The organism is Stenotrophomonas sp. MYb238 (assembly GCF_009496535.1).
Lineage (GTDB): Bacteria > Pseudomonadota > Gammaproteobacteria > Xanthomonadales > Xanthomonadaceae > Stenotrophomonas.
Genome location: NZ_WIDL01000005.1, coordinates 176,680 through 195,336 on the forward strand (window position 1 = coordinate 176,680; position 18,657 = coordinate 195,336).

Here is an 18,657-nt window from a genome sequence, read left to right on the forward strand (position 1 = left end):
GAACGAAGGGGGAAGACATGCGGCGACACGAACAGGGTTATGGCCAGACAGGCATGCTGGTGACGCTGGGGGTGCTGGTGCTGATCGTGGTCGGCGTGGTCTGGGGTTGGCCCCGCTACCGGGTGTACGTGCAGGAGCTGCGTGGCAAGGCGGCCCTGGTCGAGGCCGAGAGCAACCGGCGCATCGCCGTGCTTGAAGCCGAAGCCGCGCGGGACGCCGCCGTCGCCCTGGCCGCCGCGGAAATCGAGCGGGCCAAGGGCGTGGCCGAAGCCAACCGTATCATCGGCGATAGCCTCAAGGGCAACGAAGGTTACCTGCGCTACCTCTACATCGACGCGCTCAAGACCACGCCGAACCAGACCATCTACATTCCCACCGAGGTGGGCCTGCCCATCCTCGAAGCCCAGCGCAAGGCGCTGCCGGCGCAATAGTCATCCGGGTGTGGCTGCCGGACTTGCCCGGCAGGTTGCGGGATCTCAGCCCAGGGCTTCCAGCCGGAAGCCTTCGGCATCCACGCGCAGCACCGACCCCTGTTCGTACCAGTCGCCAAGCACGATGCGGGTACAGGTGGCGTCGCCGGCCTGCACGCTGTGCACGGCCGGGCGATGGGTGTGGCCGTGGATCATCGTGTCCACGCCATAGCGGCGGAACGTGGCGGCGACTTCGGCCGGGGCCACGTCGGTGACGGTCTCGAATCGGGTGCGGTCGCCTTCCTTCATTTCCGACTGGTGCGCCTGGCTGGCCGCGCGCGCCTTCTGCGCGAAGGCGATGCGCGCTTCCAGCGGCTGCGCGAGGAATTGGGCGATGAAGGCCGGGTCGCGGGTCTGCGCGCGGAACGCCTGGTAGGCGGTGTCGTCGGTGCACAGCAGGTCGCCATGCTGCAGCAGCACCGGCTTGCCGTACAGCGGGATCACGCACGGGTCGGGAAGGATGCGCATGCCGGCGCGGCGGGCGTAGTCCTCGCCGAGCAGGAAGTCGCGGTTGCCGCGGATGAAGAACACCGGCACGCCGGCGTCGACCAGTTCGCGCAACGCGGCGGCGACCGCATCGGCGGCGACGGAGGGGGTGTCGTCGCCGATCCAGGCCTCGAACAGGTCGCCGAGGATGTACAGCGCCTCGGCCTGCCGCGCCTGCGTGCGCAGGAAGTCCAGGAACAGTTCGGTGATGGCCGGACGGCTGGGGTCCAGGTGCAGGTCGGAGATGAACAGCGTGGTCATGGCGGCCATTGTAGGGGCAATGCCGCGGCTTCACTTCGTGAGCGCAGGAGGGCGTCGCCCTATGCTTGCATGAGGCCGGCGCCGCCGGTCAGAGCGGCAGCGGCGCCAGCTGCAGCGAGGCGGTACCCAGCAGCAGGCCGATGCCGGTCGCGGCCAGGACGTCGCTGGGATAGTGCAGGCCGAGCACGACGCGCGACAGCGCCACGCCGGCGGTGAACGGCAGCAGCAGCGGCGCCAGCCACGGGTACCAGGCCAGGGCGACGACGGTGAAGGACACCGCGTGCAGGGTATGGCCGGAGGGGAAGCTGTATTCGTCCAGCGGCGCCACCCAGGCGCGGATGCGCAGGTCGGCGGCGAACGGGCGCGGGCGCCGGGTCCAGCGCTTGAGGGTCTTGTAGAGCGTGAGCGCGACCACGCCGGTGGCGGCCATGTGCGCCGACGCGCGCAGGCCGTCCATGCCGTCGGCCAGCACCAGCGCGCCCATCAGCAGGTACCAGAACACGCCGTCGCCGAGGCGGCTGATGACCGCGAACAGGGTACGCACGCGGCGACGGCGGCAGTAGTGGTTCGCGCGCCGGCACCAGCGGGTTTCGCGGGCGAGCAGGCCGTCAGGCGGCAGCAAGGGCATGGGCACGTCTCCGTTGCGACAGTTCGTGCAGCAGGGCCTCGAACTCGGCGACCACGTGCTCCGGGTGCAGCCGCTGCATCGCCAGGCTGGCGTTGGCGCCGAGCGGCGCGCGCAGGGCGTCGTCGCCGGCCAGGCGCTGCGCCGCCTCGATGAAGTTCCCCTCGTCGTCCACGGTCACCCCGCTGTATCCGCTCTGCAGGTGTTCGCGCGCTGCACCGTAGTCGAAGGCGACCGTGGCCACGCCGCTGGCCATGGCTTCCAGGGTGACGTTGCCGAAGGTCTCGCTGCGGCTCGGGAACAGGAACAGGTCGCCGCTGGCGAAATGGCGGGCCAGGTCCTGCCCGCGCTGGATGCCGCAGAACACGAAGTCGGGATTTTCGCGTGCGATGCGCTCGCGCAGCGGTCCGTCGCCGACCCAGACGAAGCGCGCGTCCGGGCGCTGCCGCTGGATCCTGCGGAATGCCCGTATCGCCAGGTCGAGGTTCTTTTCCGCGGCGATGCGGCCGACGTGGATCACCGCCAGGGCGCGCGCGTGCAGTCCCCACGCCGCGCGCAGGTCGGCGTCGCGCTGCCGCGGCGAGAACTGCGAGGCGTCCACCGCGCGCGCCAGCAGACGCGGGTGGTGGAAGCCGTTGCTTTCCAGGAAGTCCTGCAGTTCGCGGGTGGGCACCAGCGTGGCGTCGCCACGGTTGTGGAAGCGCCGCATCCAGGCCAGCGCCACGGGCTGCAGCCAGGCGGCGCCGTAGTCGGGCAGGTAGGTGTCGAAACGGGTATGCAGGCCGGTGGCGACCGGGATGCCGAGCCGGTGCGCGGTGCGCAGCGCCGACCAGCCGAGCGGACCCTCGGTGGCGATGTAGACCGCATCGGGCCGCTGCCGGCGCCAGTGCCGGGCCAACCGGTACGGCACCGGCAGGCCGAAGCGCAGGCCCGGGTAGCGCGGCAGCGCCACGCCGCGCACCAGCAGCTCGTGCGGCTGCGCGGTGTCCTGCCCCTGGCGCGGGCGCACCACCTCGACCTCGTTGCCGCGGGCCCGCAGTCCGCGCTCCAGGCCCTGTACGGTCAAGGCGACGCCGTTGACCTCCGGTGGATAGGTCTCGGTGACGATGGCGTAGCGCATGGCTCCTCCGTTTGCCGGCAGGGTGCGCGCACGGGATGACCGGCGCGTGTCGCGGCGATGACCGGGCGATGACGCCCCGTCGCCCGCCAGGGCCGGTTCGTCCCCGCGATGCGGGCATTTGTCGGAAGACGCTTGACGCCCGTGTGCGTATTAACTGTACTATTTCAAATAGTACAGATGGCGAGACAAGGACATGGCACGAACTCAAGCGTTGATGATCCAGATCACGACCGGCGATCCGCGTCCGATCGGCAGGCAGATCGTGGATGCGGTGCGGATGAAGATCGCCACCGGCGAGATCGATCCGGGCGACCAGCTGCCCAGCGTGCGCGGGCTGGCGCAGCAATTGATGATCAACCCGAACACCGTGGCCAAGGCCTATGCCGAACTGACCACCGAAGGCTGGCTGGAGTCGCGCCAGGGCATGGGCCTGTACGTGGCCGCGCCGCGCCAGCGGCTGTCCGACGCCGAGCGCGGGCGCCGGCTGGACGATGCCGTCGGCCGCTTCGTCAACGACGTGATCCCGCTGGGGTTCCCGCCGGACGAGGTGGAGGCGCGGGTCGCCCGCGAATTCCGGCAGCTGGTTCCGCGCAAGACCGCCTGACGCGATCTGCCTTCCCCGTCGTCCCTAGCGCAGCGAGGGACCGGCTTCATCACGCCGTCCCGGCAGGCGGGTTCTTCCCGTGCGCCCGGTACGGCAACCCAGAGAGCACACCCATGCCCACCCACGACTACGTCATCGAAACCCGCGCGCTCTCCAGGCGCTACGGCCGCAAGCTGGCGCTGGATCATCTCGACCTTGCGATCCCGCGCGGCCGCATCCACGCCATCGTCGGCGCCAACGGCGCCGGCAAGTCCACCCTGTTCCGCATCCTGCTCGGCTTCATGCCGCCGAGCGCCGGCGAGGCGCGCATCCTCGGCAAGGACAGCCAGGCGCTCACGCCGCAGGACCGCAGCCGAATTGGTTTTGTCAACGAGGAGCACACTCTGCCGAACTGGATGCGCGTATCGCAGGTGATGGCGATGCAGAAGCACCAGTACGCGCGATGGAACCAGCAGGCGTTCGAGGGCGTGATCGGCCACTACCACGTGCTGCTGGAGCAGAAGGTCGGCCAGCTCTCGCGCGGCGAGCGCGCCGGTTTCAACCTGGCGCTGGCCTTGGCGCAGGGCCCGGAACTGCTGGTGCTGGACGAACCCACGCTGGGCCTGGACGTGGTCGCCAAGCGCGCCTTCCTCGAATCGCTGCTGTACAGCAATGCCGCCGACGACTGCACGGTGATCTATTGCTCGCACCAGATGGAGGAGATCGAGCGCGTCGCCGACAACCTGATCATCCTCGAGCGCGGGCAGCTCCGGCACATGTCGGCGCCGGAGGAGTTCACCGCGCGCGTGAGCCACTGGGTGGCCGACGTGCCGTTCAAGGGTCCGGACCCGCGCAGCGTGCCCGGCCTGCTGGAAGTCCAGCGCCTCGACGGCCTGCACCACTACCTGGTGCTGGACCAGGACGACGGCTTCGAGCGCTTCCTGCGCGAAGCCGGCGCACGCAACGTGCAGTCGATGCCGGTCAGCCTGGACCGAGCGGTCAACGCCTTCCTTGCCAAGAACCATGCGGCGCCGGTCGCGGCCTGAGCCGCGCTGCGCCCTGAGGACACGAACATGAAAGATCTCTTCAAGAGCGAGCTGCTGCGCTTCCGCCTGTGGGCCGTCGCGGCCGCGGCGGTGCACGCCGGCATCCTGGGCTTCATGGCCCGCATCGTCGACCTGGCCCAGCAACCGCTGCTGGTCTATCAGGTTTTCGCCATGACCTATGCGGTGGCCGGCACGTTGCTCGGGCTGTACCAGATGGGCACCTACCGCAAGCCGAACCAATGGCTCAGCCTGCTGCACCGGCCGATGCATCGCCTGCGGATCGCCGGTGCGCTGGGCGGCGCGGGCGCGGTGCTGTTGTTCGTCGCGGCGGCATTGCCGATCGCGTTGATCGTGCTGTACCAGGACACGATGACCGCACGCGTGGTGGACATGCGCCACTGGATGATGCCGATCGCCGGTTGGCTGATCGCCCTCATCGGTTACGCGGCGGGTGCCTACGCGATGATCGGCAACCGCCGGCATTCGTTCGCGGTGCTGGTGCTGCCGTGCCCGCTGATGTTCTCGCAGGCCTCCGGCGTTGCGATGCTGGCGCTGCAGGCGACCTTGCTGGCTGTGCTGGTGGGGCTGGTCGCCATCGTGTTCCGGCCCGATCCGGTGGCCGCGCCGCGCGGCTTCGCCGCCACCGCGGCGACCGCGCTGCCGGTGCAGCTCGGTGTGTATTTCCTGGTCTGGATGCTGGGCTTCGGCGTCGAGATGGCGTGGACGGCCACCGGCACCCATCCGCTCAACACGCCGACGCCGCCGAAGGGTGGCTACATCGAAGCCGACCGCGCCGAAGGCAAGGACATCCTGCTGCTGGGCATCGAGAACAGCCGCGATCCCGATGCCATGCTGTGGCGCGAGCAGATAGCGCTGTCCGACGTGTACACGCATTACCCGCTGCGCAACCTGCCGCACCGTGGCGAGATGACCAACCTCCAGCCGATGGAGTTCACCGACGGCGAGCGCAACATCACCTGGGTGTTCAAGCACGACAGCATGCGCTTCGTCGGCTACGGCGCGCTGGACAAGCGCGCGCGCGGCGACCTCGGGGTGGGTGAGGCGCAGACCGCAGCTTCCGCCAAGGAATTTCCGGCGCCGACCATGCCGTTCGCCGCCGACTACCTGTACAACGCCCAGGCCGCCTACCAGTACGACGACGGGCAGGGACGCATCTACGAACGCATCCGCCTGCCGCAGGGCGAAGTGATGGCCAGCCCGCCGCAACCGGCCGGCGACAACCTGCTGGTGCTCAGCGACCGCGCCGCCTATTTCTATCCAGGCCGCGAGGCGGTGAACGGGCTGGACCTGCTGCAGCCGCTGATGCGCGTACCGATGCCGGGCAAGGTGGGCAACCTAAGCCGGATGGACATGATCGAACTGCTCGACGGCTACCTGGTGTCGTTCACCTACACATGGGGCGTGTGGTCGAGCGAGTTGCAGCATCCGTTCCAGCAGGTGCTGCGCGTCGACGGCAACGGCCGCGCGCGCATCGTGGCGCGTCGCGACATCGCCCAGGACCTGCCGACCGCCTACACCGCGCGCATCTGGTGGCTGTCGCCTGTGCTGCGCACGCTGTGCCTGGGTGCGCAGGACCTGTACGCCGCCCCCGACCCGCTGCGCGCGCCGCCGCAACCGATGCCGCGCAGCATGCTGTGGCTGGCGCTGGCCTGCTGCGTGGCGTCCTTGCTCGGCGCGATCTGGCTGAGCGCGCGCCAGCAGTTGTCGCCGCGCAATCGCTGGCTGTGGGTGGCGATGTGCGGCGTGGTCGGCCTGCCCGCGCTGGTCGCGCTGTGGCTGATGGTGCCGAAGCGCGAAACCCAGCCGGCAGCGCTGCCGGACCTGCAAACTGCGGCCGCCTGAACGCACGCACCGACGGAGAAATCGAGATGACGAAGTTCCGTGAACTGTGCGGGACGCTGGCCCTGCTCGCGCTGCTGTTCGCGCCGAGGCAGGCGCCGGCGGCAGACGCCACCGCCGAACTGCGCAACGCCATCGCCGCCCAGCGCGCGCTGCCGCGCGCACCGCAACTGCCGCGCCCCGCCTTCCTCGAAGGCCGCGGCCTGGCCGCGGTGCAGCTGTCGCCGGGCGGCGACTACGCGGCCTACCTGCGCGAGCAGGGTGAGTCGCGCAGCCTGTTCCTGCTGCCCACCGCGGGCGGCAAGCCGCGGGTGCTGGTCGCGCGCAGCCAGGCCGAACAGCTTCTATGGTCGCGCGACGGACGCTGGCTGTTCCTGCGAGCGCCGCGTTCGCTGGACATCGTCGGCGCCGATGGCCGCGGCGGCATGCGCGTGCCGCTGGGCGGCAGCGAGCGGCGTCAGGTGATGAAGCTCGATCCCTCGCAGCCGGCCGCGGTGCTGTTGCGCGAGCGCGTGTCCGCCGGCAAGGGCGAGCGTTGGCGGATTGTGCGCATGGACGCGCACGGCCAGCGCACCCTGTTGCGCGAGGACGCGCGCTGGATCCACGACGTCGCGCTCGATGCGCGTGGCCGCGTCGTTGCGCTGGCGCGCTTCGAGGGCGACCACGATGCGCTGCATCGCGTGCTTCCGAATGGTTCGCTGCGCGAAGCATTGCACCTCAAGCCGACGGAAAAGCTGGACCTGCTTGCCACAATGCCCGACGGCAGCCTGTTGATGGAGGGCAATCCCGGCAGCGACGGGCCCGGCGGAAATTTCCGGCGCGTGCTGCGCCTGGCGCCGGACGACACGCTGCAGACGATTCACGAAGACCCGCGCCAAGAGGCCGACCTCGACGAAATCGAACTCGGCCCGCTCACGCAGCAACCGCTGGTCGCGAGCTATCGCAGCACCGTCGCGGCGACCTACGGCATCGGCGCGGCGCAGGCCACGGTGTCCGCCATCGCGAGGAAATTCCCGGGCCGCGACATCGACGTGCAGGTCGGCGACGGCCCGTCCGCGCGCTGGCTGGTGACGGAACGCGCCTCGACCCTGCGCGACCCGCGCTGGTGGCTGTACGACCCGCGCAATGGCGACTTGCACCGCATCCTCGACGATCCCGGGATCGCTGCGGGCACGCCGAAGGAAGCCGCGCTGGCGCGCAAGATCGCCATCGACTACCTCGCCTCCGATGGCATGCGCGTGCGCGGCTTCCTGCTGCTGCCGCCGGGCGTGGATGCCGCGCGCGCGCCGCTGGTCGCGCACGTGCATGGCGGCCCGATCAGCCATTTCCGCGCCGGCTACGACGGCGTCGCCCAGTTCCTTGCCAATCGCGGCTATGTGGTGTTCCAGTCGAATTTCCGCGGCTCCAGCGGCCACGGACGCGACTACACATTCGCCGCGCATGGAGATTACGGCAATGGCCGCGTGCAACAGGACATCGTCGACGGCGTGCGCTGGCTATTGGCGCAGGGCATCGGCGACGCGTCGCGCGTCGGCATCGTCGGCCATTCCTTCGGTGGGTATTCGACCTTGCTGGGCCTGACCTTCCAGCCCGAACTGTTCAAGGTCGGCGTGGCCGGCTCGCCGCCGGCCGATCTCGGTCATGCGATGCGCTGGCTGGTCGACGCCGGCGATCAGGGTGATCTGCCGGATCGCTCGCTCAAGCACATGCTGGCGGCGTTGTCGCTGGACTCCACCGATCCCGCGACCTATGCGCGCCTGCATGCGCAGTCGCCGTTGGCGAATGCGGCGCTGATGCACCGGCCGCTGCTGATCATGGCCGGCGGCGCGGACCGCACGGTGGCGATCCGCGAGGTCACCCATTACGTGGCGACGCTGAAGGCGGCGGGACGCCCTGTCACGTTTCTGGTGGAGCCCGACGGCGGGCATTCGCCGGTGGCGCCGGTTCCGCGCGAGGCCTATCTGTTTGCGATGGAAACGATGTTGCAGCGTCACCTCGGCGGACCGGCGCCGGAGCCGCCGGGGCAGCGGTTGCGCGCCTACCTGCGCCAGAACCTGCGGCTGGCGGGGCCGGAGTTCGCGGCTTGGGCCAGCAAACCCGCCGCGGAGGAGTGAACCGGACCGGGGGGGCGTTCTGCGCGCGTGGCCCGGCGACGGTGCAATCCATGCGCGCCGTGCCGGCACGGGCGGATGCATCTGCAGGAAAACCAACTGCTCGGAAGGCATGCCGGCAACACCCGGCCGCGCGCAGCCCGGACGATTGTGCCGGGCAACGGCCGGCATGCCGGCGGCCTGTGTTCCGGTGTTGCCGGATCAGGCCACGAACGGACGGAAGCTGATGCCCAGGCCGGCCATGCCTTCGTTCTCGCCGACCAGGTCGGCGCGCAGCAGCGGGCGGGCGTCGATGAAGGCCTTGTCCAGCACCAGCGACAGGGCGTTGCCGTCCACGCTCAGTTCCAGCGTCGGGATCGGGTCGTCCTCGTGCGAACGGTGCAGCAGCACCGCCAGCCGCAGCAGCGCGGCGGTGCGCCTGGCCGGCAGCAGCAGGCGGTCGGGCAGGGCGTCGAAGGCGGTCTTGGGCACGCCGCGGCGATGGGTGCGGATCAGCGCGGCCAGCATCTGCTGCTCCTGGCGCGAGAAGCCGGCGATGTCCGAGTGCTCGATCACGTAGCTGCCGTGGGCATGGTAGCCGCTGTGGGCGATCATCAGCCCCAGTTCGTGCAGGCGCGCGGCCCAGCCCAGCATGCGGGCGTCGTCCGAATCCAGTTTCCAGCTCTCGGCGACCTGCTCGAACAGGCGCTGGGCGGTGGCTTCAACGCGCAACGCCTGGGCGGCGTCGATGTCGTAGCGGCGGGTCAGCGCCGCCACCGATTCGTCGCGCGGGTCGTTGTCGCTGGCGCGGCCCATGATGTCGTAGAGGATGCCCTCGCGCATCGCCGCCTTGCTGACCAGCAGCTTCTGCAGGCCCAGCGACTGGAACGCGGCTTCCAGCACCAGCACGCCGCCGGCGATGATCGGCCGGCGCTCGCTGGACAGGGTCGGCAGGTTGATGTCGTCGATGTGCCGGGCGCGCAGCAGTTCCTCGCGCAGCTGCGGCAGCGCCTGTGCGGTGATCGCGCCCTTGCTCAGCTTCATCGCCGCGCAGATCTCGCTGATCGCCTTGTGGGTGCCGGACGAGCCCAGTGCCTCGTCCCAGCCCAGCGCCCGGTATTTGGCCGCGAACGGCTGGAACTCGGCGCCGATCTCGGTCAGCGCATCCTTCCAGCGCTTCTTGCTCAGCTTGCCGCCGGGAAAGAAACGGCGGGTGCTGGCGATGCAGCCGGCCTGCAGGCTCTCGCGTTCCAGCGGCTGCATGCCGCTGCCGATGATGAACTCGGTGGAGCCGCCGCCGATGTCGATGACCAGCCGGCGCTGGCCCGGTTTGGGCGGCTGTGCGTGGGCGACGCCCAGGTAGATCAGGCGCGCTTCCTCGCGGCCGTTGACCACTTCGATGGCGTGGCCAAGCGCGGTTTCGGCCGGCATCAGGAACGACAGCGGCGAGCGCAGCTGGCGCACGGTGTTGGTGGCCAGCGCGCGCACGCGGTACGGCGGGATGTTGCGGATGCGCTGGCCGAAGCGGGCCAGGCATTCGAGCGCGCGCTGCCGCGCCTCGGCCGAGAGCCCGCCCTTGCCGTCGAGCCCGTCGGCCATGCGCACCGTCTCGCGCAGCCGGTCGACCACCCGCAGCTGGCCGAGCAGGTAGCGGGCGATGACCATGTGGAAGCTGTTGGAGCCCAGGTCGATGGCGGCCAGCAGGTCGCCGTCCTGCAGGGGGGGGAAGGTCGGGGAGGACTGGGGCATGGCGGAATGGTAGTGGATGGCCGGGGGGGCGTGTCACCCCGCGCGCGATGCGGACGGCGCCTTGCGTAGGAGCGGCTTCAGCCGCGAAGGGGACTTCCTACCGATGTTTCCACCCGCAACGCAGGTTCGGATGGCCGGGAAAGCCCCTTCGCGGCTGAAGCCGCTCCTACACCGGGGCCGGGGGCGTGCTACAGCGCCTCCAGCAGCGCCTGCTGGGCCGAGTGCGGCGGCTGGCCGGGCTGTGGCACGCACTTGCGGTAGCGGCCGTCGGCCTGCAGTTCCCAGGCGTTGAGGTTGTCGTCCAGGTAGTTCTGCAGCACCTCGCGGTAGATGCGCCGGGCCAGGTCGCTGTCCAGGATCGGGAAGCAGGTCTCCACGCGCCGCAGCAGGTTGCGCTCCAGCCAGTCGGCGCTGGCGCAGAACAGTTCCGGTGCGCCGTTGTTGCCGAACCAGTAGACGCGGCTGTGCTCCAGGAAGCGGCCGACGATCGAGCGCACGCGGATGTTGTCCGATACCCCTTCCACGCCGGGGCGCAGGGTGCAGGCGCCGCGCACGATCAGGTCGATCTGCACGCCGGCCTGCGAGGCCGCGTACAGGGCGCGGATCACCTGCGGCTCGTTGAGCGCGTTCATCTTGGCGACGATGCGGCCCGGCTTGCCGTCCAGCGCCAACCGCATCTCGCGCTCGATCCGCTGCAGCAGGCCGGCGTGCAGGGTGAAGGGCGACTGCAGCAGGCACTCCAGCTTCATCTTCGGGGCCAGCCCGGACAGCTGCTGGAACAGCTGGTGCACGTCGTTGCCGATGTCCGGGTCGGCGGTGATCAGGCTCAGGTCGGTGTAGGCGCGCGCAGTGCCGCTGTGGTAGTTGCCGGTGCCCAGGTGCACGTAGCGGCGCAGCTTGCGGCCCTCGCGGCGCACGATCAGCAGCATCTTGGCGTGGGTCTTGTAGCCGACCACGCCGTAGACCACCTGCACGCCGGCGTCCTGCAGGCGGTCGGCCAGGCCCAGGTTGGCCTCCTCGTCGAAGCGCGCGCGCAGTTCCACCACCACGGTCACGTCCTTGCCGTTGCGCGCGGCCTGGATCAGCGCCTCGACGATCCCCGAATCCTTGCCGGTGCGGTAGAGCGTCTGCTTGATCGCCAGCACGTTCGGGTCCGCCGCCGCTTCGCGGATCAGCTCCAGCACGGTGCTGAACGAGTCGAACGGGTGGTGCAGCAGCACGTCGCCGCGCGCCACCGCCGCGAAGATGCCTTCGGACGTCTTGAGCACGCGCGGCGTCATCGGCGGGTATTTCAGGTCCGGCCGCTGTACCAGGTCGTAGACCTGGATCACGCGGTTGAGGTTGACCGAACCGTCGATGCGGTAGGCGGCGTTCTCGGATAGGCCGAAATTCTGCAGCAGGGTCTGCACGATCGCGCGCGGGCAGTCGTGGGCGATCTCAAGCCGCACCGCGGGCCGGTAGCCGCGGTCGACCAGTTCGTCGCGCAGCGCCAGCGCCAGGTTCTCCACTTCCTCCTCGTCCACCACCAGCTCGGAGTTGCGGGTGACGCGGAACTGGTAGGCGCCGCGCACGTCCATGCCCGGGAACAGTTCGTCGACGAAGGTGGACAGCACCGCCGAGAGCAGCACGAAATCCTGCGTACCGCCCAGCGATCTGGGCAACTGGATGATGCGCGGCAGCGAGCGCGGCGCGCGCACCAGCGCCAGGTGGCCGGCGCGGCCGAAGGCGTCGGTGCCCTTGAGCACGACGACGATGTTCAGCGATTTGTTGAGGATCTTCGGGAACGGATGCGACGGGTCCAGCCCGAGCGGCGAGAGCACCGGCATGATCTCGTTGCGGAAATAGGCGCGCAGCCAGCGGCGCTGGCGCGCGGTCCAGGTCGAGGGCGAGAGGATGCCGATGCCCGCTTCCTGCAGGGCCGGCCGCAGTACGTCGTTCCAGCAGCGGTACTGTTGCTCCACCAGTTCGGCGGCGCGGTCGTGGATGGCGGTCAGGATTTCCTGCGGGCTCAGCCCGTCCGGCGCCGGCGGCAGGCCGAATTCCTGCGCGTGGCGCACCGCCGCGGCGCGGATCTCGAAGAACTCGTCCAGGTTGGTGCAGGAAATGCACAGGAAGCGCAGCCGCTCCAGCAGCGGCACCTGCTCGTCCATCGCCTGCGCCAGCACGCGGAAGTTGAAGTCCAGCTGCGACAGTTCGCGGTTGATGTACAGCGCCGGGTCGCGCAGCGGATCGTTGCCGGAGACCGCCGGTGCGGGAGGCGGGACGGGAGCGTTCATGCCGGGAAGTCTTCCGTGGAGGGGGACGAGGGGAGGGCGCTGCGCGGACGCACGTGTTCGGCGTCGAAATGGCAGGCGAAGGTGCTGCCCTGGCCGACTTCGCTGCGGATTTCCAGCCGCGCCTGGTGCAGGCCGAGGATGTGTTTGACGATGGACAGGCCCAGGCCGGTGCCGCCGCTCTCACGCGAACGGCTGCTGGACACGCGGTAGAAGCGTTCGGTCAGGCGCGGCAGGTGATTGGCGGGAATGCCGTAGCCGGTGTCGGTCACCGCCAGCACCGCGCCCTTGCCTTCGCGGGCGAAGGTCAGGGTGATGCGGCCGCCGGCCGGGGTGTAGCGCACCGCGTTGGTGACCAGGTTGGAGAACGCGCTGTGCAGTTCCTTGTTGGAGCCGGCCAGGTCGACGCCTGCGCTGTCCTCGACGGCGATGGTGTGGCGGCCCTGGCTGTGCGCCTCGGCCTCGCGCCGCAGCGAGGAAAGCATCGAGGCCATCGCCACGGTTTCCAGCTCGGTGTGCTGCTGCGATTCCAGCCGCGACAGGGTGAGCAGGTCTTCCACCAGCTGCGCCATGCGCTGGGACTGCTTGCGCATCTCCGCCAGCATCGGCCCGGTATCGGGGAAATCCTCCGGGTCCATCATGTCCAGGTAGCCGTGCACCACGGTCAGCGGCGTGCGCAGCTCGTGCGAGACGTTGGCGACGAAGTCGCGGCGCACCTGCTCCAGGTGCAGCAGCTTGGTGACGTCGCGCGCCACCAGCAGCCAGTGGTGGTCCGAATACGGGATCAGGCGCAGGTGCAGGCGGATGCCCGGGTCGACCGGCGAGTTGGCGTCCAGGATCGGCTCGGCGTTGCGGCCGCCGGCCAGCCAGTGCGCCAGCGGCAGCGGCTGCAGGCGTTCGACCAGCGGCGCGTCCATGTCGGCCGGGTGCTGCAGGCCGAGCAGCGCGGTGGCCGCTTCGTTGAACCACTGCACGCGCTGGGTGTTGCGGTCCACCACCACCACCGCGTCGGGCAGCGCCGCGGCGGCGGCGCGGTAGCTGCGCAGCATGTCGATCAGGCGCCGCTTGCGCGCGCGCATTTCCTGCTGGTTGCGGTGCAGGAGGCGGTCGAGTTCGTTCCACACGCCGGTGCCGCTGGCCGTTTCCCAGCGTTGGCGCGCGGTCAGGCGCAGCAGCACCTGGCGCAGCCGCCAGTAGTGCCAGGCCAGGATGCCGAGCGCGGCCAGCGCCACCACCAGCGCCGGATGGCCGAGCAGCGCGCCGATCAGCAGGGCCGACAGCAGCAGCGCGGCCACGGTGGCCAGCGTCTTCAACCAGGCGGATCGGAATTGGCGGGGCATTGGGGGGAGCGGGGAATGTGGGAACAGGGAAAAGGGAATGGGAGGAAATTGGGCGCCTGATGCGTGCAGGCGGGGAGGGAATGTTCGTGTTGCTTCAACTATTGCTCATCGGGCGGGGAAAGGGGAGCGATGGGGCCGCGCCGGAGACTTACGTCGCTCAGGTGAGTCCCGGCTTTTCCACGAACTCCCGGCCTTGCCCCCTTCCCCTGTTCCCCGCTTCAACAAGATGCCGAGAAACGGTAGCCGGCGCCGCGCACGGTCTGCACCATGTTTTCCGCGCCGAACGGTTCCAGCGTCTTGCGCAGGCGGCGGATGTGCACGTCGATGGTGCGCTCCTCCACGTACACGCTGCCGCCCCACACGTGATCGAGCAGCTGCGAGCGGGTGTAGACGCGCTCGGGATGGGTCATGAAGAAGTGCAGCAGGCGGTACTCGGTCGGGCCGATCGAGACCGGCGCATCGCCGGCGAACACGCGGTGCGCGGCGCCGTCGATGCGGATCGGGCCGATCGCCACGCTGCCATCCTCGTCGTCGTCGCGGGTGCGGCGCATCACCGCGCGGATGCGCGCCAGCAGTTCGCGCGCCGAGAACGGCTTGACCACGTAGTCGTCCACGCCGGCCTCCAGGCCGCCGACGCGGTCGTTCTCCTCGCCGCGCGCGGTGAGCATGATGATCGGCACGTCGCGGGTCAGCGTTTCCTTGCGCCAGCGGCGGGCCAGCTCCAGCCCGCTGGTGCCCGGGAGCATCCAGTCCAGCAGGATCATGTCCGGCACGCGGTCGGCGATGGCCGTCTGCGCCTCGAGCGCGTCGCCGGCATGCACCGGCTCGTATTCGCCCTTGCGCAGGGCGAAGGCGACCATGTCGCGGATTGCCGGTTCGTCGTCGACGATAAGGATGCGTTTCTGCACGTCTTGCCTGCCAGGGAGCCCGTTGGAGCGGGGATGTGCCCAGTAGACTACGGTTTGATGACGGGTTTGTGACAGCGCAAAGGGCGGGGCGGCGCCCGCCAGAACCGGCATCGCGCGGTGCCGGTCGGGGGCGGTGAGCGGCCGGCGTTACCGGCGCTCCATGTCCGGATCGCGCACGCCCAGCCTGCGCATCTCCAGCACCGTGGGCATGATCGCCTCGATGCGCGCATCGACCCGGGAGCGGCTCACGTAGTCCAGACCCGGCTGCTTGAGCAGGGCCTGGAACTGGAGCAAGGCCTGTTCGGGACGGCCGTTCAGGTAAGCCGCTTCCGCATAGGCCTCGCTGGCGCGGGGCGTGTCGCCGGCCAGTTCGCAGGCGCGGGCGAAGGTGCGCTGGAATACCGGGTCGTCGCCGGCGCGCGCCAGCAGCGGGCGCAGCATGGCCTGGGCGCGCCTGCCGGCCTCCACGCCGCCCTGTTCGTTGAGTATCTGCGCGTAGGTCAGGGCTACCGGCCGGCTCTGCGGCAGCTTGAGCAGCAGGGCGTCGAAGCGGCGGTTGGCGTCGGCGTGGCGGCCGTTGCGCGATTCGGCCTCGCCCAGCGCCAGGTTCACCCACAGGTTGTCGGGATGCTCGGACTGCAGCTGCTGCAGGTCCTGCAATGCCTGCGGGACCGCGTTGCCGCCGTCGCGGAGCTGGGCGATGGCCACGCCATAGCGCTGCGGGTCGCTCAGGCCGTTCTTCTGGCTGCGGCGCAGGTCCTGGTATTCGCGCACCAGTTCGGAGGGCGTGGGCGCGCTGAGCACGCGCAGGCGTTCGCGGGCCCAGTCGAACTGGCCGCTGGCGCCGCGCGGCAGGCCGAGCGAAGGCAGCGACAACTGCATCGAGCCGGGCAGCAGCGGGTTGCCGCTGGCCTTGATCGGGTCGGTGCTGGGCTCGGTGGGATTCACCCGTTCCTGGCGCACGCCGGTGGGCGTAGCCGTGGTCAGCAGCACCGTGTCCTTCTTCATCTGCTCGGCGCGGGACTTGGCCTCGCTGATGCGGGTGACGGTGACCGGGTGGGTGCGCAGGAAATCGGGCGTGGAATAGCCGCCCTCGTTGCCGCGCATCGCCGCGGACATGCGCTCGAAGAAGCCGGCCATCGCATCGACGTCGTAGCCGCTGCGCGCCAGCGTGCGGATGCCGAGCCGGTCGGCTTCCGATTCGTTGGAGCGGGTGAAGTTGATCTGCAGCTGCTGCATCAGACCCATGCCCGAGGTGATCGCCGCCATGGTGGCATCGCCCGAGGAATTGCCGCCGGCCTGCTGCGCGGCGACCACCGCCGCCAGCATGCCCAGCAGGATCGGGATCTGGTCGCGCTGGGCCTTCTCGACGCTGCGCAGCACGTGCTGCTGGGTGACGTGCGAGATCTCGTGCGACAGCACCGCGGCGACCTCGTCCTCGCGCTCGGCGGTCAGCACCAGGCCGGCGTTCATGCCGATGTAGCCGCCCAGCGTGGCGAAGGCGTTGATCTGCCGGTCCTTGAGCATGAAGAAGGTGAATTTCTGCTGCGGCTGGGCGCTGTTGGAGCCCAGCCGGGTGCCCATGGCCTGCAGCCATTCGTCGACCAGCGGGTCGTCGAGCAGATAGCCGTAGTTGCGCAGTTCGCGCAGCATCATCCCGCCGTATTCGGCCTGGCGGGCCGGGGTCAGCAGCTCGCCGGCGGACGAGCCGATGTCCGGCAGCCTGCTTTCCTGCGCAAGGGACAGGGGCGCGGCCAGGGCCAGGGTGACGGCGGTGGCGAGCAGCAGCGTGCGCAAGCGGGAGGCTCCGGTGGGATGGGGCGGAGAATGACGGGGAAGCGGCCGGCGGGTGTGAAGCGCAGGTTAACCCGCAGTGTTCCATCGGCGACCAGTGTGATCGGCCCGGTCGCTACCATAGAGGGACAACAATCCCGCGCGGAGGTTCCCATGAGCAGCCAGACACCCGAGATCACCATCTATTCCACCGCCGTGTGCCCGTACTGCGTGGCCGCCAAGAATTTCCTCAAGAGCAAGGGCCGCACCTGGAACGAGGTGCGCATCGACCTGGACCCGGCAGAACGCGAGAAGATGATGACGCGCACCCGCCGCACCAGCGTGCCGCAGATCTTCGTCGGCGACGTCCACGTCGGCGGCTACGACGACATGATGGCGCTGCACCGCGCCGGCAAGCTCGAGCCGCTGCTCGCGGGGGAGGGCGCGTGAGCGCCGCCGGCGACAAGGACCGCCTGGCCGAATTCACCGAATTCCGCCAGCGCATGAACCAGCGCATCCTGGCCGAGCCGAACCAGGTCGTGCGCCGCTTCTTCGCGCTGGATACGCAGACCTACCAGGCCGGCGCGCTGGACGTGAAGACCAAGGAACTGCTGGGGCTGGTGGCCTCGCTGGTGCTGCGCTGCGACGACTGCATCAGCTACCACGTGGCCCAGTGCAAGGACGCCGGGGTCAACCGCGAGGAGTTCTTCGAGACCTTCTCGGTGGGCCTGGTGGTCGGCGGCTCGATCGTGATCCCGCACCTGCGGCGCGCGGTGGATTTCCTGGACCAGCTGGAGTCCGGGGCCGCGCAGGCGCCCGCCGGGCACGACCACGGCTGAACCTGCGACCTTGGTCCAGTTGGGGCGGGCAGGCCGGATCGGGCATAATTGACAGTTGAAACTTTTGGATGCGCCTGATTCCGGGCAGCCGGCCGGCGCGCTCCCCCCTCTCTGTTCGGAACCCAAATCATGACGCAGACAATCACCGTCATCCGCGGCGATGGCATCGGCCCGGAAATCATGGACGCCACCCTGTTCGTGCTGGACAAGCTCGGCGCCGGGCTGTCCTACGAATTCGCCGACGCCGGCCTGGCCGCGCTGGAAAAGCACGGTGAGCTGATCCCGGCCAGCACGCTGGAATCGATCAAGAAGAACAAGGTCGCGTTGAAGAGCCCGCTGACCACGCCGGTGGGCGGCGGCTTCAGCTCGATCAACGTGGCCCTGCGCCGCCAGTTCGACTTGTACGCCAACGTGCGCCCGGCCATCTCGTTCCCGAACACCAAGTCGCGCTACGAGAACGTAGACCTGATCACCGTGCGCGAGAACACCGAAGGCGCCTACCTGTCCGAAGGCCAGGAAGTCTCGGCCGACGGCGAGACCGCGTTCTCCGGCACCCGAATCACCCGCAAGGGCTCCGAGCGCATCGTGCGCTATGCCTTCGAACTGGCCCGCAGCACCGGCCGCAAGAAGGTCACCGCCGTGCACAAGGCCAACATCATCAAGTCGACCTCGGGCCTGTTCCTGAACGTCGCCCGCGAAGTGGCCGCGAACTATCCGGAGATCGAGTTCCAGGAAATGATCGTGGACAACGCCTGCATGCAGCTGGTGATGCGTCCGGAACAGTTCGACGTGATCGTCACCACCAACCTGTTCGGCGACATCATCTCCGACCTGTGCGCCGGCCTGGTCGGCGGCCTGGGCATGGCCCCGGGTGCCAACATCGGCGAGGGCGCGGCCATTTTCGAGGCCGTGCACGGCACCGCGCCGGACATCGCCGGCAAGGGCATCGCCAACCCGTGCGCGCTGCTGCTTGGCGCGGCGCAGATGCTGGACCACGTCGGCCAGCCGGAAAACGCCGAACGCCTGCGCAAGGCCATCGTCGCCACCATGGAAGCCAAGGATTCGCTGACCGGCGACCTGGGCGGCACCGGCGGCACCATGGACTTCGCCAGGGCCATCGCCAGCCGCCTGTAAGGCGCGCTGCGGAGGGTGAAAAGAAGGGCGCCGATGGCGCCCTTCTTCGTTCGTCCCCGGCTTCGTAGGAGCGACTTCAGTCGCGAAGGGCTTCACCGGT

16 protein-coding genes are annotated in these 18,657 nt (G+C 69.5%); 8 read left to right on the plus strand and 8 right to left on the minus strand.

Features of this window, described 5'->3' with window-relative positions:
* The first annotated feature begins 17 nt into the window (after positions 1-17).
* Complete coding sequence (locus CQ393_RS05455) at positions 18-431, plus strand: membrane protease subunit (protein ID WP_153190586.1); 414 nt, start codon at positions 18-20, stop codon at positions 429-431.
* A gap of 45 nt (positions 432-476) precedes the next feature.
* Here the strand turns inward: CQ393_RS05455 and lpxH are convergent, their stop codons facing one another.
* The 3 genes from lpxH to CQ393_RS05470 all read right to left on the minus strand — a co-directional run bounded on the left by lpxH (position 477) and on the right by CQ393_RS05470 (position 2,962).
* Positions 477-1,217 carry a UDP-2,3-diacylglucosamine diphosphatase gene (gene lpxH, locus CQ393_RS05460; RefSeq protein WP_153190587.1) on the minus strand — a complete coding sequence of 247 codons (741 nt, stop codon included), beginning with the start codon at positions 1,215-1,217 and terminating at the stop codon, positions 477-479.
* 88 nt (positions 1,218-1,305) lie between these two features.
* On the minus strand, positions 1,306-1,845 hold the full coding sequence (locus tag CQ393_RS05465) for a phosphatase PAP2 family protein (protein ID WP_153190588.1): 540 nt from the start codon (positions 1,843-1,845) through the stop codon (positions 1,306-1,308).
* On the minus strand, positions 1,826-2,962 hold the full coding sequence (locus CQ393_RS05470; RefSeq protein ID WP_153190589.1) for a glycosyltransferase family 1 protein: 1,137 nt from the start codon (positions 2,960-2,962) through the stop codon (positions 1,826-1,828). Before CQ393_RS05470 ends, CQ393_RS05465 begins: the two co-directional genes overlap by 20 nt.
* A gap of 214 nt (positions 2,963-3,176) precedes the next feature.
* On the opposite strand from CQ393_RS05470, the gene CQ393_RS05475 reads away from it, so the two are divergent.
* From CQ393_RS05475 to CQ393_RS05490, 4 genes are all read left to right on the plus strand, one after another.
* Positions 3,177-3,566, plus strand: coding sequence for a GntR family transcriptional regulator (locus CQ393_RS05475; RefSeq protein WP_153190590.1), 390 nt, complete (start codon positions 3,177-3,179; stop codon positions 3,564-3,566).
* 113 nt (positions 3,567-3,679) lie between these two features.
* A complete protein-coding gene (locus CQ393_RS05480) occupies positions 3,680-4,591 on the plus strand; it encodes an ATP-binding cassette domain-containing protein (RefSeq protein ID WP_153190591.1) in 912 nt (303 codons plus the stop codon).
* 27 nt (positions 4,592-4,618) lie between these two features.
* Complete coding sequence (locus CQ393_RS05485) at positions 4,619-6,454, plus strand: hypothetical protein (RefSeq protein ID WP_153190592.1); 1,836 nt, start codon at positions 4,619-4,621, stop codon at positions 6,452-6,454.
* A 26-nt stretch (positions 6,455-6,480) separates the two neighbouring features.
* On the plus strand, positions 6,481-8,565 hold the full coding sequence (locus CQ393_RS05490) for a prolyl oligopeptidase family serine peptidase (RefSeq protein WP_153190593.1): 2,085 nt from the start codon (positions 6,481-6,483) through the stop codon (positions 8,563-8,565).
* A 198-nt stretch (positions 8,566-8,763) separates the two neighbouring features.
* On the opposite strand, the gene ppx is transcribed toward CQ393_RS05490, so the two are convergent.
* From ppx to CQ393_RS05515, 5 genes are all read right to left on the minus strand, one after another.
* On the minus strand, positions 8,764-10,290 hold the full coding sequence (ppx, locus tag CQ393_RS05495; protein WP_153190594.1) for an exopolyphosphatase: 1,527 nt from the start codon (positions 10,288-10,290) through the stop codon (positions 8,764-8,766).
* A gap of 188 nt (positions 10,291-10,478) precedes the next feature.
* Positions 10,479-12,566 (minus strand): polyphosphate kinase 1, encoded by a 2,088-nt coding sequence (gene ppk1, locus CQ393_RS05500; protein ID WP_153190595.1) that lies wholly within the window; start codon positions 12,564-12,566, stop codon positions 10,479-10,481.
* On the minus strand, positions 12,563-13,903 hold the full coding sequence (phoR, locus tag CQ393_RS05505; protein ID WP_153190596.1) for a phosphate regulon sensor histidine kinase PhoR: 1,341 nt from the start codon (positions 13,901-13,903) through the stop codon (positions 12,563-12,565). Before phoR ends, ppk1 begins: the two co-directional genes overlap by 4 nt.
* A gap of 218 nt (positions 13,904-14,121) precedes the next feature.
* Positions 14,122-14,811: a phosphate regulon transcriptional regulator PhoB gene (gene phoB / locus CQ393_RS05510; protein ID WP_343199625.1), complete on the minus strand. Its 690-nt coding sequence runs from the start codon at positions 14,809-14,811 to the stop codon at positions 14,122-14,124.
* A 147-nt stretch (positions 14,812-14,958) separates the two neighbouring features.
* On the minus strand, positions 14,959-16,608 hold the full coding sequence (locus tag CQ393_RS05515; RefSeq protein ID WP_153190598.1) for a M48 family metalloprotease: 1,650 nt from the start codon (positions 16,606-16,608) through the stop codon (positions 14,959-14,961).
* 150 nt (positions 16,609-16,758) lie between these two features.
* On the opposite strand from CQ393_RS05515, the gene grxC reads away from it, so the two are divergent.
* The 3 genes from grxC (at position 16,759) to CQ393_RS05530 (ending at position 18,557) form a co-directional block, all read left to right on the plus strand.
* On the plus strand, positions 16,759-17,034 hold the full coding sequence (grxC, locus tag CQ393_RS05520; RefSeq protein ID WP_153190599.1) for a glutaredoxin 3: 276 nt from the start codon (positions 16,759-16,761) through the stop codon (positions 17,032-17,034).
* A 53-nt stretch (positions 17,035-17,087) separates the two neighbouring features.
* Positions 17,088-17,423 carry a carboxymuconolactone decarboxylase family protein gene (locus CQ393_RS05525; RefSeq protein ID WP_228114303.1) on the plus strand — a complete coding sequence of 112 codons (336 nt, stop codon included), beginning with the start codon at positions 17,088-17,090 and terminating at the stop codon, positions 17,421-17,423.
* 129 nt (positions 17,424-17,552) lie between these two features.
* Positions 17,553-18,557 (plus strand): isocitrate dehydrogenase, encoded by a 1,005-nt coding sequence (locus CQ393_RS05530; RefSeq protein WP_153190600.1) that lies wholly within the window; start codon positions 17,553-17,555, stop codon positions 18,555-18,557.
* Positions 18,558-18,657 lie beyond the last annotated feature (100 nt).

Excerpts from the sequence above, each read along its gene's own strand:
- CQ393_RS05475 (WP_153190590.1), top strand. The coding sequence starts at position 3,177 with ATGATCCAGATCACGACCGGCGATCCGCGTCCGATCGGCAGGCAGATC.
- CQ393_RS05465 (WP_153190588.1), bottom strand. The coding sequence starts at position 1,845 with ATGCCCTTGCTGCCGCCTGACGGCCTGCTCGCCCGCGAAACCCGCTGG.
- CQ393_RS05490 (WP_153190593.1), top strand. The coding sequence starts at position 6,481 with ATGACGAAGTTCCGTGAACTGTGCGGGACGCTGGCCCTGCTCGCGCTG.
- CQ393_RS05525 (WP_228114303.1), top strand. The coding sequence starts at position 17,088 with ATGAACCAGCGCATCCTGGCCGAGCCGAACCAGGTCGTGCGCCGCTTC.
- ppx (WP_153190594.1), bottom strand. The coding sequence starts at position 10,290 with ATGCCCCAGTCCTCCCCGACCTTCCCCCCCCTGCAGGACGGCGACCTG.
- CQ393_RS05530 (WP_153190600.1), top strand. The coding sequence starts at position 17,553 with ATGACGCAGACAATCACCGTCATCCGCGGCGATGGCATCGGCCCGGAA.
- lpxH (WP_153190587.1), bottom strand. The coding sequence starts at position 1,217 with ATGACCACGCTGTTCATCTCCGACCTGCACCTGGACCCCAGCCGTCCG.
- ppk1 (WP_153190595.1), bottom strand. The coding sequence starts at position 12,566 with ATGAACGCTCCCGTCCCGCCTCCCGCACCGGCGGTCTCCGGCAACGAT.
- CQ393_RS05470 (WP_153190589.1), bottom strand. The coding sequence starts at position 2,962 with ATGCGCTACGCCATCGTCACCGAGACCTATCCACCGGAGGTCAACGGC.
- CQ393_RS05455 (WP_153190586.1), top strand. The coding sequence starts at position 18 with ATGCGGCGACACGAACAGGGTTATGGCCAGACAGGCATGCTGGTGACG.
- phoR (WP_153190596.1), bottom strand. The coding sequence starts at position 13,903 with ATGCCCCGCCAATTCCGATCCGCCTGGTTGAAGACGCTGGCCACCGTG.
- CQ393_RS05485 (WP_153190592.1), top strand. The coding sequence starts at position 4,619 with ATGAAAGATCTCTTCAAGAGCGAGCTGCTGCGCTTCCGCCTGTGGGCC.
- CQ393_RS05480 (WP_153190591.1), top strand. The coding sequence starts at position 3,680 with ATGCCCACCCACGACTACGTCATCGAAACCCGCGCGCTCTCCAGGCGC.
- grxC (WP_153190599.1), top strand. The coding sequence starts at position 16,759 with ATGAGCAGCCAGACACCCGAGATCACCATCTATTCCACCGCCGTGTGC.